Consider the following 12,952-nt stretch of genomic DNA (forward strand, 5'->3'; position numbering starts at 1 on the left):
TTTATCGGGCATTATTTTTTAGGCTTTTTTTCACGAGGGGGATTGCGTACATTAAATAATACGTGATGCTCTTTTTTAACTTACGAGTCACCGCGTGTACCGAAAACAGGGCTCTCACGAGTGCTTTTACACGTATAAAAACGATAAACAGGGTCCTAGCGACGAGAGGAAATCACACGGGAAAAACGGCTTTCTGCTCATGGAATCACGAGAAAATCGCTCTGTACACGTGCTTTTGGGCCACGTAAATGTGAGTTTAGGCCGATTATATCGCCCCAAAGACTAAAAAAGGGCTAAGAGAACAGTATTACATAAACAACTGTCTATCTATACTTTAAGACATCAAGAAAATCTTCAAAAAAAATCACAGGGCGCATTAGGGCGCATCTTTACGTGTTCGCAAAAACATTTTACAAAAAAAATATATTACTCCATCTATATAATAAGTAAGACGCTAATTTTTTTATAATATAAAAGTTTTACAAACCTCGCAAAGATGCGCCCTTTGCGCCCTGAACCATCCCCTACCAACTTATCCGGGATACAAAAAAAGCCTATGGGACACGGCCGTAAAGTCATTGAGATAACACCTCTATCCCATTGACTTTACCACCGTTTCCCATTGAGATACTATCGCAAACCCGACACTTCAAGAAGGGATAATCATTCCCCAGATAGGCGTCTTGACCATGAACACGAATAGTTCGCTCGCAACTGAACTGAACCGCACCATCGTCCCGTTAATCGCTACCCGTCCCATGATAGGGACAAATCCGTTCTTCTCCTTGCTGCCGTTCACATAGATTTGACTTCTCCCAATATCCACAATTTGCCCCTACCTTCTTCATATTCAATTTTAATTGCGCCAATCTGGGCTTTTTATAAGGTTATTACGGAGATTTTCCGTAAATTTGTAGAAATAAGACAGCCAATAATATTTATAAAAATATGCGAGAAAAACTCTCCTATCCTGTTAGGATCATCATATCCTTACTATCCATTTTTCTCTGGAGCTTTCCGGCAGAAGGGCAGGATAGTGAAAGCTTAAAAAAGCAATTGGATCAAAAGCTAAACTCTTTCGCAAGGCAATATGTGTCTTCACGCACCATTAAGATTGACTCCATCCTCATACAGAAGAAGAAAGTCACGCTTTTCGCCAATGAAGCTTTGGAGGACATCCCTTTTCGGGAATATAACGTTTCTGAGCTTTACGCAAGTATAGCTCCCCTATTCCCCAATGCCTCCAAGATCGTCATCTTGACCCGAGGTACAGACATTGAGAGCCTGATTCCCGAATACGACAGAAAAGGACGTCCCAACAAAAAGAGGCTATACTCCATTAAAGAGAGCAAATACCCGCTAACCCGTAGCCTATCCAGCCCTCATGAGATAAAAAACGGATTACAAAACCGTCATATCGCCCTTTGGCAAAGCCATGGTTTATATTACGCCCAGACCGCCCATCGCTGGGAATGGCAACGGGCTCGCATGTTCGGCACCGTGGAGGACTTATTTACGCAGAGTTTTGTTCTTCCTTATCTGACCCCGATGCTTGAAAACGCAGGAGCGACTATTCTTATCCCCCGGGAAAGGGACACTCAAATACACGAAATCATTATCGACAATGATCGCTCTACTCCGGGATCCGAGTATAAGGAATTGGATGGAGAGAAAGCTTGGTCGGATGGGGAGAAAGCCGGATTTGGGCATATTCAAGCTACTTATACGAATGGGGAGAACCCTTTTACGCAAGGTACCTATCGGCAGACGGTCACACAGAGGAAAGGAAAAGAAAGTCTCATCGAGTGGATTCCCGAAATTCCGGAATCGGGGAATTACGCGGTCTATGCCTCCTATCAATCTTTTCCGAACAGCACAGAGCAGGCACTGTATACCATCCATCATGCCGGAGGGGAAACCACAATCGCCGTCAATCAAACAATGGGGGGTGGGACTTGGATCTATCTGGGAAACTTCAAATTCACGGCACATGAACAAGCCCATGAGAGAATCGTATTAACGAATCAAAGCAATAAATCGGGAAAGATTATCACGGCAGACGCAATCAAGATCGGTGGCGGCATGGGGAACATCGCACGTAGCCCGCTAGAAAGTCCCTATCCGATAGAAGCAGAGACAAGTGGGTATCCACGGTTTACCGAGGCGGCCCGATATTGGCTACAATGGGCGGGAATACCGGATAGTATCTATTCGAAAAGCACTTTCCGCAATGATTATCAAGACGACATTTACGCACGTCCCCGATGGGTTAATTATTTAAAAGAACAAGCCCATATCCCTATCGACATGGCCTTCGCATTCCATTCCGACGCAGGAACCACCCCGGATGACTCAATTATAGGGACACTCGGCATCTATATGTCTAAAAGCAACGACGGAATCTACACCAACCGGAAAAGCCGGGAGATCGCCAGAGACCTAACCGACATGATCCAAACACAGATCCTGTCCGATGTCCGCAAGGTTTACAATCCTCAATGGAGCCGCCGGGGCATGTGGAATCAATCTTATATAGAGGCACGTATTCCCGATGTCCCAACGATGCTATTAGAATTACTATCCCATCAAAACTTCGCCGATATGCGTTACGGGTTAGACCCACGCTTCCGTTTCCTTATCTGTAGGGCGATCTATAAAGGGATGCTCCGTTATATCTGTTTCCAGAATAAACAGGAGCCTATCGTACAACCGCTCCCACCCGATCGTCTGTATACGGAGCTCGTAGAAACGAATAAAGTGAGAATCGGCTGGAAAGCCGTACAGGATACTCTTGAGGAGAGTGCCTCACCAACCGCCTATATCCTTTATAGTCGAAAAGACAGCGGTGGATTCGATAACGGGACGCTCGTAAAAGGAGAAGAAATCATTCTTCCAATTGAGGCGGGTATTATCCATAGTTATAAGGTAGCTGCCGTAAATAAGGGAGGCATCAGTTTCCCTTCCGAGATCGTAAGTGTTTACCGGTCTCCTAAAGGTGAAAAGGATAAGACGGTATTAATCGTCAATGGATTCGACAGGATCAGCGGTCCAGCCAGTTTCGAGAGTGCGGCGGATAGTTTAGCCGGCTTTCTTTATGCCGTCGACCGGGGAGTGCCTTATCTGAATGATATCGCATTTATCGGGGATCAATTCGAATTCCGCCGTTCCGCCACATGGAACAGCAATGATAATAACGGGCATGGGGATAGTTACAACAATTACGCAGGGCAAGTCATAGCGGGCAATACCTTCGATTATCCTTTCATACATGGGCAGGCCATGGCCGGGACCGGTTATTCCTTTGTTTCATGTAGCCATAAATCTTTGGCCGAGGGAGTCGTAAAGCCGGATACGTATCCGATTATTGACTTGATTTTAGGAAAACAGCGCCAACCGGTTATCACTCCCGTTTTACAGGATACGCTTCGCAGCTACCTTGCCCAAGGCGGCAACTTGCTTGTAAGCGGGACGAATCTTTTCTCCGACAGCTGGGGCAACGCACAAGACCGTACGTTCGTCGAGGAGGTACTAAAAGGGAAGTTGGCTAGCCGTAATGCCAGCAAGGAGGGAATCGTAAACAGTTGCGCATCCCCTTACGGATATATAAACGGCAGATACACGTTCCGGACACGTCCGAACCCTATTTGCTACTCGATCGAGTCGGTAGACGGTGTACTTCCGGCGGATAAGCTCGCCCATACCATCTTGAGATATCCGGAGAACAATATCGGGGCGGGAATCGTTTATGAAGGAAAATACCGGACTTGTTCGCTCGGTTTCCCATTCGAGGCGCTTCAAACACCGTCGGAACGAAATCGACTCATGGAGTCCATCTTACGCTTTTTCTCCATTCAACAACAAAATAAAATACAGTATATACAATGAAACGAATCAATTGCTTTATCCCTTATGGAAAAATAGAGGCTACACGACAAACGGTAGCGCAATTGGCCGAGTCGTCCTTAGTGAGTCAGATCTATCTAATCACGGACGATCCCCACGCCAAGGCTATTTATCCCTGCAATTTAATCCGCACGGAGAATATATGGAGCACGAAGACCCTCCGGGAAATAGCCGGCTATGCCAGTGCCCATTATACGTTAATTTATACGAAGACTGAAGAGCTTCTATTAGGCATGTATGCCCTAGAGCGTTTTGTCGCCATCGCCGACGATACGAGATCCGGTATGGTTTACTCCGATTATTACGAGAAGAAGGAGGGCAAACTCAACCCCCATCCGGTGATCGATTACCAGAAAGGAAGTCTTAGGGATGATTTCAATTTCGGCTCCCTCCTACTTTATCGTTCTTCCACGCTACAAAACGCCATAGCCTCCATGGATACGGAATATACATTCGCCGGACTCTACGACTTGCGCCTGAAAGTCTCCCAAAACGCTCCGCTGACGCATATCAACGAATATCTATATACAGAAGTAGAGAATGATTTACGGAAATCCGGAGAGAAGATGTTCGACTATGTAGATCCCAAGAACCGCTTTGTACAGATCGAGATGGAAGCCGCCTGTACAGATCACCTAAAGATGATAGGCGGCTACTTGCCCCCTCATTTCAAGCCAGTCCGTTTTGACGAGCAGACATTTCAAACGGAAGCCTCCGTTATTATCCCTGTACGTAACCGTGTACGGACGATCGAGGACGCTATCCGTTCCGTACTGCGGCAAGAGGCGTCCTTCCCCTTTAATCTAATCATTATCGATAATCATTCTACGGATGGCACCTCCGAGCGAATCCAAACGATCGCCGCCACGGACCCTCGTATTATCCATATCCAGCCGGAGCGTGACGACCTCGGCATCGGGGGTTGCTGGAATATAGGAATACACCATTCGGCTTGCGGCAAGTTCGCCATCCAATTGGATAGCGATGATGTATACAGCGACGAGCATACCCTGCGTAAGATCGTGGAAGCCTTCTACGAGCAGCGATGCGCCATGGTGGTCGGAACCTACCGAATGACCGATTTCGATATGCGAACCATCCCGCCCGGAATTATCGACCATAAAGAATGGACTCCCGAGAACGGCCGCAATAACGCCCTCCGCATCAACGGGCTTGGAGCGCCCCGAGCCTTTTATACACCCTTGCTACGGAAACTAAACCTCCCGAACACCAGTTACGGAGAAGATTACGCCCTCGGCCTGCGCATCAGCCGCGAGTACCCGATCGGGCGGATCTACGACGTGCTGTACCTTTGCCGCCGTTGGGAAGATAACTCCGACGCCTCATTGGATGTCGTGAAAATGAACAACCATAATATATATAAGGATAAAATCAGGACTTGGGAACTCGAGGCCCGCTTAAACATGGAAAGACAATGAAACCAAACAACTGGGTCAGCTCATCGCAAGCGACCGAATTATTAGCCAAGCAACTCGTGACATGGCCATTGGCCGAGAAGAACTATAAGGCGCTGGAGGCCGTGCAAGTAAAATCCTTCGATATGGGAGGGTTCTCGATACGTGCGCAATTCAATCCCGCCCGTATTGTTTCCACCGGGGCCAAGGTAGATGCCCGATCCCTAAAAGAACGCAAGTGCTTCCTATGTCCCGAGAACCTGCCGGTGGAACAGGAGCGACTGCCTTTCGGCTTTCGCCATCTGGTATTGTGCAACCCCTACCCGATCTTCCCCCAGCATTTCACGATCCCTACCCGGAAACATACTCCGCAACTGATATTGCCGCAATGGAATGACTTCTTGGAACTGACAAGGAGACTCGCTCCCTTCACCGTCTTCTACAATGGACCCCGTAGCGGAGCCTCGGCACCGGATCATGCCCACTTCCAAGCGGTGACACGAGGCATCATGCCACTGGATGAAGAGGTAACCCAATTTATACGACAATCGTATGCGAGTGTATACGACAACCGTATATACCCACTCACCGGCAACCTCCGCCCCGGCCTCGTCATCCAAGCCGCCACCGAAGAAGCCGCCACCCGGCTCTTCAAAAAGATCTACGCCGCTTTGCCGATACTTCCCGGTGAGCCCGAGCCGATGATGAATATCTTCGGCTCCTATTACGATAATAATTGGGTAATCACGGTTATCCCTCGTAAACGCCACCGCCCGTGGCAATACGAGGCCGAGGGCGACGACCATCTCCTGTCCAGCCCGGGAGCTGCCGATATCGGAGGTCTTTTCATCACCCCTTTAGAAAAGGATTTCAAGAAGATCAACCCGGAGCTTCTGCGAGATGTTTACCAACAAGTATGCCTCAGCGACCGGGACGTAGAGGAAATTTTCGTACATTTGTCATCTAATTAGTTTTCAATAGATATGAAACAATTCTTTAAAATGATGTTTGCCTCAACGCTAGGCGTTATGTTGGCAATGGGAATAATCCTGACGGTATTGATATCCATGACTATAGGATATATCGCCACCGTAGGTAGCACACCTGATTACACCCCCAAAAGCAATACGGTATTCAAGATCAAGCTAGACGGGACGCTAGCGGATAACCCGGCGGAGAATCCATTCTCCGCCTTGATGGGCGACAAGGAAAACATGCTGTCACTGAAGGACCTGCTCGAGACGATCCGGATAGCGAAACAGAATGACAAGATCGCGGGGATTTATATCGAATCGGGGCTTCTCTCCTCGGGTAGCGCCAGCTTGGAGGCAATCCGCCGATCGCTGATAGACTTCAAGGAAAGCGGCAAGTTCGTGGTAGCTTACGCCGATAATTTCACGCAAGGGAACTACTTCCTTTGTTCCGTAGCCGATAAGGTATTCTTGAATCCGCAAGGCATCCTTGAATTGACGGGACTCGCCTCGCAAACCCTATTCTACAAAGGACTGATGGATAAGGTAGGTATCGAGATGCAGATTTTTAAGGTAGGTACCTACAAAGGTGCCGTGGAGCCTTTTATGCTGGATAAGCTGAGCGAGGCGAACCGGGAGCAAATCCAATCGTATATCTCCACCATCTGGGATAATATAGCCGAAGGCATCGCCGAATCACGCGGTATCAGCGTGAACGATATCAACCATTACGCCAATGAGGGGCTTTTCTTCGCGGACCCTGTGAAAACGGTAGAATGTGGCTTTATAGACGAATTGAAGTATAAGCCGGAGGTAGAAGCATATGTCAAAGAGTTAGCCGGACAAAATGGAGAGAAACTGAGATCGGCCAACTTAGCTCAAATGAAAACCCTCAAGGCCTCACCCACCAAAAACGTCCCGGAGATAGCCGTACTTTACGCCGAAGGCGAGATTAAGGCGCAAACACCCGGCAACTTTTACGATATCGAACAAAGTATCACGGAGAAAATGGCCGATGAGCTTATCAAGCTAAAAAACAATGATGACGTGAAAGCCGTGGTATTCCGTGTGAATTCCCCGGGAGGTAGCGCTTATATATCCGAGCAGATATGGCGTCAAGTTGTCGAGTTGAAAAAGGTGAAACCTGTGGTCGTTTCCATGGGCAACGTAGCTGCCTCGGGAGGCTACTATATCTCATGCGCCGCTAATAAGATCATCGCCGAACCGAATACGTTGACCGGCTCCATCGGTATCTTCGGCATGTTCCCGAACGCCTCCGGATTATTCGGGAAACTAGCGTTGACCACGGACATCGTAAAGACGAACACGTTCTCGGACTTAGGAGACCTCTCCCGTCCCATGACCGAGAGTGAGAAAGCACTGATACAGGGATACGTGGAAAGAGGCTACCAAACGTTCCTTTCCCGCTGCGCCGAAGGTAGAGGTATGACTACCGAAGCGGTCAACGCTATCGGACAAGGACGGGTCTGGACGGGTGAGCAAGCGAAAGAAAGAGGTTTGGTCGATGAGCTGGGCGGTATTGAATTAGCTATAAGCACAGCGGCGGGGTTGGCTGATCTGGATCAGTATAGCGTAACTACCGTCAGCGGTTCCAAGAATTTCTTGGACGAGTTCTTGGAAAGCCAGCTCGGAGAGGTGAAACTCTCTATCGTCAAAAATGTATTGGGCAATGAGTTCGAGTACTTCAAGACGTTGAATAATATCAAGACGAATTGCGGAATCCAAGCTCGTATGCCTTACGATATGAAACCGTTATAATAACTGGACCATGCTGACAGATCATACGATTAAGTTCAATAAACTCCTCACTCCATTCTCTTTCCTTTATGGAATCGGGGTGAGATTCAGGAATCAGCTGTTCGACTGGAAAATCCTTCGGACAGAGCGGTATGATCTGCCTATTATTTGCGTGGGGAACCTGACTGTCGGGGGGACCGGAAAAACCCCTCATACGGAATACATCATCCGTTTGATAAAAGACCGATACCGGGTAGCTGTACTCAGCCGTGGCTATAAACGGAAAACCTCCGGTTTCTTGTTGGCCGATCAGCGAAGTACCAGCAAGGATATCGGTGACGAGCCGTACCAAATGAAACGTAAGTTTCCGGATATTCTCGTTGCCGTAGACGCTGATCGCCGCAGGGGTATCCGCAATCTATTGGCTCTGCCAGAGAATAAGCGCCCGGAAGTGATCGTGCTGGACGATGCCTTTCAACATCGATACGTCGCCCCCACGCTGAACATCCTTTTAACCGATTGCCACCGTCTTTATACGCAAGATAAGCTCTTGCCCGCAGGCCGTTTAAGGGAACCTATGGATGGCGCTCGACGTGCGGACGTGATCATTGTCACGAAATGTGAGTCATGTATACAACCTATAGACTTCCGGATCATAGAGGAGGATATACATCTCTCAGCTTATCAAGAGCTCTATTTCAGCCGTATTCTTTACGGGGAGCTGGAACCCGTCTTTTCCGGTAAAGCCCCCAGACGCACATTAAAAGGGCTGGCCTCTACTACAGAGGTTTTATTGGTATCCGGTATCGCATCCCCGGCACCTCTCGAAAAAGAGATCCATAAATATACGGAGCATGTCACCTCATTGATCTTTCCGGATCATCACGCCTTCGATCGGCATGACATCCAGAAAATACAAACGGCCTTCAAGCGGTTGACTTCTACAAGTAAATTGATAATCATCACGGAGAAAGATGCCGCCCGACTCCGTGACCTTCCTTCGCTTCCCATGGAATGGTTTTCTCATTTATATTGTTTGCCTATTACGGTGGGTTTCTGTATGGACCGGGAAAAACAATTTCAAGAATTAATAGTTAAACATATTGATACAAGAATAAAGAATCATCCTATATTACGTTAACAATCTTATGAGCAATAGAACAGAAATATCGACTTTGGGAGAGTTCGGGTTAATCCGTCATCTCACCGATAAAATAGAACTTAAAAATCCGAGTACGTTGAAAGGTGTTGGTGACGACGCAGCCGTACTAGATTACACAGACAAGCAAGTATTGGTTACGACAGACCTTTTGCTGGAAGGTATTCATTTCGATTTGATGTATGTGCCGTTGAAACATCTCGGCTATAAATCCGCAGTCGTAAACTTCTCCGATATTTACGCCATGAACGGCCGCCCGAAACAGATTACGGTATCATTGGGTATTTCCAAACGTTTCTGTGTAGAAGATCTCGAAGAATTCTACGAGGGCATTAAACTCGCTTGTGATATCTATGACGTAGATCTCGTTGGTGGCGACACTTCCGCCTCACGCACAGGGTTAGCGATCAGCATCACTTGCCTAGGCGAGGGAGAGAAAGGTAAAGTTGTCTATCGAAACGGAGCCAAGGAGACCGATCTTATTTGCGTGTCCGGCGATTTAGGGGCCGCCTACATGGGTCTCCAATTACTGGAACGGGAGAAAAGCATATTTAATGGGGAGAAAGATTTCACGCCCGATTTCTCTGGTAAAGAATATTTGTTGGAACGCCAATTAAAACCGGAAGCCCGCAAAGACATTGTCGAGGTTCTTGACCAAGCAGGAATCGTTCCTACCTCCATGATGGATATCTCCGACGGCCTCTCTTCGGAGTTGCTTCATATATCTAAAGAAAGTAATGTAGGTTGCCGAGTTTACGAAGATCGTATTCCTATCGATTACCAAACCGCAGCCATGGCAGAGCAGTTTAACATGAATCTGATAACCGCGGCATTGAATGGAGGTGAGGATTATGAACTCTTATTCACTGTTCCTTTAGCAGATCATGATAAGGTGTCGGAAATGAAAGGTATTAAGGTGATCGGTCATATAACAAAGCCGGAGTTAGGCAATTATCTTGTCGGTCGTGACGGAGGTGAAGTCGAGCTTAAGGCGCAAGGTTGGAACTCACTAAACTAAAAAGAAATATCCGCTCTGAATTCACGAATGCAAAGCGGTCCGTCTCATTTTTATTGGGGGACGGACCGTTTTCCTATTATTTCACTTCAATGGATCCTAAATAATTATAGAAGAGTTCAAAATCACTTATCTTCAAGAAAGGTAAGTGATAAACATCCATCTTTATAATTTGCGCCTCTATAGCCATTTTCCCATACAAATCAGCCAAAGACATACTCTTTATATCACCGTTATGATAGACCTTATTCTTTTTCTCGGGAAGCTGTACCTTCTTATCCAAGAAACGGATATAAGTATAAGAAGTAGCCAGCGGCTTATTATAAGTAGGCACTTTTCCGACTTTCCTCATATCATAAAACCCTTTCGCACGAGCCGTCTCACAAGGGACATTCATGAACTCTGGTATATTCACAAATCGAAAGGCACAATCATCCCATTTACAAAAGCCAATCTTAGCCAACGCATCCGGCTGGTCTGTCTTAATTTGTGGGCACCACAACCCTTTTAATGGAAAGATCTGCTTATCCATATCATATTGTAACATCTCCGACTGACTCTCAATACGAAACACCTTACTAAAATCAACGTCCCCTAACGCCTTTTCCAATTTAGCGGCATATTCTTTCTTAAGATCCGCCATAGTAAATGGATCCGCTTGATTTTTCTCTACCAGATTCTTGTCACAATGAGCCATATACCTTACTATCACATCGTCATCAACTGTCACATTATTTAATTTAAGCGCATAAACAAATAAGAGATCGGACGTTAAATCGACCACACCCTCAACTTCGCTTTTAAAATATTCCGAAACAATATTCCCTTGACTAAGCGCATCATTAATATTTATACAAAGACGCCGTCCATCCAGCTCTACCACGACAAGAGGATGCGTTTCTTCCTCAGAATAAACGCCCATACCCTCAAAGAGTTTCTTATCGTAATCTGGAATATCAACGATCACCGCCTCTTGACTAGCCAGATTCTCTTTCGGCATCGTAGAAATCTTCCCATCCTTTGTAAACGTCCTAACAAACAAATATCCGGAAACCTTAGGGACACCAAACATAATCTTATCCCCTTTTTTATACACTTTCCCATCACAGGCAGACACCGCATCACGAGTTCCTATCCCAGCAGCAGCAAATGCCAAACATACCCAACTTAAAACAATACTCCAAATTACTTTCTTCATATCTATAGCTTATTAATCATTCTCTACCCGCTTCCAAAAATAAGTAAAAATCCATATTTATCTACACGCTCCCCCTATTTACCCTGCTTATAGCAGCTAATTTCACCTCTACCCTCAAATATTTTCAAAAAATCCACCGCCACCTATTGCATATATCAAAAAAGTCCGTATCTTTGCACCCGTAATCGAAACAACGATATACAAAACGACATGATGGTGCCATAGCTCAGTTGGTAGAGCAAAGGACTGAAAATCCTTGTGTCCCCGGTTCGATTCCTGGTGGCACCACTTTGAAGAAAAGCAAAAGGCAGTAAAATCCTGATTTCCAAACGAAATCGGGATTTTTTGTTTCCCTGCGGAACGCAAAAAACGGCAGAATATTACCGTTCGCGGTGTTCCAAAAGGTGGAGCAAAAACGGTGGGGTATAAATCTCCTCCTAATGAGTTTACTTCTCGTTGATTTGCAATGTTTTGCGTATCAAGAAAGCGTGTATGGTTTCCTACTTTTGTCCAACGAAAAAAATTGTAGGAACATGAAAAGAAACTCATTCAATGTGCTTTTCTTCATCAAGAAAGCCAAACTGCTGAAAAACGGGGAAGCCTCCGTGTGTATGCGCATCACGGTGAACGGTGCGCGAGTGGAAAACAATATCCGTAAGAGTATCGAGCCTGCCTTGTGGAATCAAGCGAAGGAATGCGCAAAAGGCAAAAGCCGCAAATCCTGTGACTTGAATGCTTATATCGAGGATGCAAGAATCAAACTCCACCAGACTTTCAATGAACTGGAAGAACAAGGGCAGTTCATCACCGCTCACCTGTTGCAGAAAAAGTTCTTCGGACAAGACCAAGCACCGGAAGTTGCCCGTACACTTATTCAAACTATCCAACAACATAACGACCAATGCCGTGAACTTATCGGAAAGGACTATGCCCTGATTACTGTCCGCCGTTATGAAAGTTGTAAGCGTTATCTTGCGGAACTTATCAAACTGAAATACGGTAAGGAGGATTTGCCTTTGTCGGAAGTCAATGGTGAACTGGTACGTGCTTTTGAATTCTACCTCAAAACAGAGAAGGAGTGCCAGCAGAATACGGTTATCCGCTACATGAAGTGCTTGAAGAAGATAACCAATCTTGCGCTTGCTAACGAATGGATTACCAAAGACCCGTTCATCGGCATCAAGTTTCATGAGAAAGAGGTTATCCGTGAGTTCTTGACAATGGATGAACTACTCACTATCTATCACAAGGAGTTTCCGTTAGAGCGTATCACCATTGTCCGTGATGTCTTTATCTTTGCAGCGTTCACTGGGTTAGCCTTCATAGACGTGCAACAACTGGCACCGGAACATATCGTAGAAGACTCCAATGGCAACCTATGGATTCGCAAGCCTCGCCAAAAGACGAAGAACATGTGTAACATTCCTTTGCTTGATATTCCATTGGAGATTCTCCGCAGATATGCGGAACATCCGACTTGCCAAAAGAAAAACAGGCTGCTGCCAGTTCCCTGCAATCAGAAAATGAACAGCT

At 46.4% G+C, this 12,952-nt stretch carries 8 protein-coding genes, 1 tRNA gene and 1 pseudogene; 8 read left to right on the forward strand and 2 right to left on the reverse strand.

Translation table 11 applies throughout. From position 1 onward, the window contains the following. Nucleotides 1-718: 718 nt before the first annotated feature. Nucleotides 719-829, reverse strand: a pseudogene (locus DWX84_RS22195) (integrase); the annotation flags it as partial. 119 nt (nt 830-948) lie between these two features. Here DWX84_RS22195 and DWX84_RS14290 point away from each other — a divergent pair. The 6 genes from DWX84_RS14290 to thiL are packed head-to-tail and all read left to right on the forward strand — an operon-like array spanning nt 949 to nt 10,224. Then, nucleotides 949-3,885 carry a xanthan lyase gene (locus DWX84_RS14290; RefSeq protein WP_121961374.1) on the forward strand — a complete coding sequence of 979 codons (2,937 nt, stop codon included), beginning with the start codon at nt 949-951 and terminating at the stop codon, nt 3,883-3,885. Then, entirely contained in the window at nt 3,882-5,342 is a 1,461-nt protein-coding gene (locus tag DWX84_RS14295; RefSeq protein WP_048928199.1) for a glycosyltransferase family A protein, read from the forward strand. The genes DWX84_RS14290 and DWX84_RS14295 overlap by 4 nt, the downstream gene beginning before the upstream one ends. Next, nucleotides 5,339-6,289, forward strand: a complete 951-nt coding sequence (locus DWX84_RS14300; protein WP_048928198.1) for a DUF4922 domain-containing protein — start codon at nt 5,339-5,341, stop codon at nt 6,287-6,289. The genes DWX84_RS14295 and DWX84_RS14300 overlap by 4 nt, the downstream gene beginning before the upstream one ends. A 30-nt stretch (nt 6,290-6,319) precedes the next feature. Then, the gene (gene sppA / locus DWX84_RS14305) at nt 6,320-8,068 is read left to right on the forward strand and encodes a signal peptide peptidase SppA (protein WP_081024245.1); all 1,749 of its coding nucleotides are present in this window, start codon (nt 6,320-6,322) and stop codon (nt 8,066-8,068) included. Between the two features lie 10 nt (nt 8,069-8,078). Then, nucleotides 8,079-9,188 carry a tetraacyldisaccharide 4'-kinase gene (gene lpxK, locus DWX84_RS14310; protein WP_048928196.1) on the forward strand — a complete coding sequence of 370 codons (1,110 nt, stop codon included), beginning with the start codon at nt 8,079-8,081 and terminating at the stop codon, nt 9,186-9,188. Nucleotides 9,189-9,195: 7 nt separating this feature from the next. Beyond that, nucleotides 9,196-10,224: a thiamine-phosphate kinase gene (gene thiL / locus DWX84_RS14315; RefSeq protein WP_005858417.1), complete on the forward strand. Its 1,029-nt coding sequence runs from the start codon at nt 9,196-9,198 to the stop codon at nt 10,222-10,224. 76 nt (nt 10,225-10,300) lie between these two features. Here thiL and DWX84_RS14320 read toward each other — a convergent pair whose 3' ends face one another. After that, the gene (locus tag DWX84_RS14320; RefSeq protein WP_048928195.1) at nt 10,301-11,419 is read right to left on the reverse strand and encodes a DUF4852 domain-containing protein; all 1,119 of its coding nucleotides are present in this window, start codon (nt 11,417-11,419) and stop codon (nt 10,301-10,303) included. Between the two features lie 215 nt (nt 11,420-11,634). Here DWX84_RS14320 and DWX84_RS14325 point away from each other — a divergent pair. Further along, a tRNA-Phe gene (locus DWX84_RS14325) sits at nt 11,635-11,707 on the forward strand. A 245-nt stretch (nt 11,708-11,952) separates the two neighbouring features. Continuing rightward, nucleotides 11,953-12,952: site-specific integrase (locus tag DWX84_RS14330; protein WP_122377543.1), on the forward strand; the 1,000-nt coding region annotated here is incomplete at its 3' end.

Origin of the sequence: Parabacteroides sp. AF21-43 (assembly GCF_003635435.1) — a bacterium.
GTDB lineage: Bacteria > Bacteroidota > Bacteroidia > Bacteroidales > Tannerellaceae > Parabacteroides > Parabacteroides distasonis.

What these genes read in the sequence shown, in the direction of transcription:
- lpxK (WP_048928196.1), top strand. Translation starts at nt 8,079, where the DNA reads ATGCTGACAGATCATACGATTAAGTTCAATAAACTCCTCACTCCATTC.
- DWX84_RS14290 (WP_121961374.1), top strand. Translation starts at nt 949, where the DNA reads ATGCGAGAAAAACTCTCCTATCCTGTTAGGATCATCATATCCTTACTA.
- DWX84_RS14320 (WP_048928195.1), bottom strand. Translation starts at nt 11,419, where the DNA reads ATGAAGAAAGTAATTTGGAGTATTGTTTTAAGTTGGGTATGTTTGGCA.
- DWX84_RS14300 (WP_048928198.1), top strand. Translation starts at nt 5,339, where the DNA reads ATGAAACCAAACAACTGGGTCAGCTCATCGCAAGCGACCGAATTATTA.
- DWX84_RS14295 (WP_048928199.1), top strand. Translation starts at nt 3,882, where the DNA reads ATGAAACGAATCAATTGCTTTATCCCTTATGGAAAAATAGAGGCTACA.
- thiL (WP_005858417.1), top strand. Translation starts at nt 9,196, where the DNA reads ATGAGCAATAGAACAGAAATATCGACTTTGGGAGAGTTCGGGTTAATC.
- sppA (WP_081024245.1), top strand. Translation starts at nt 6,320, where the DNA reads ATGATGTTTGCCTCAACGCTAGGCGTTATGTTGGCAATGGGAATAATC.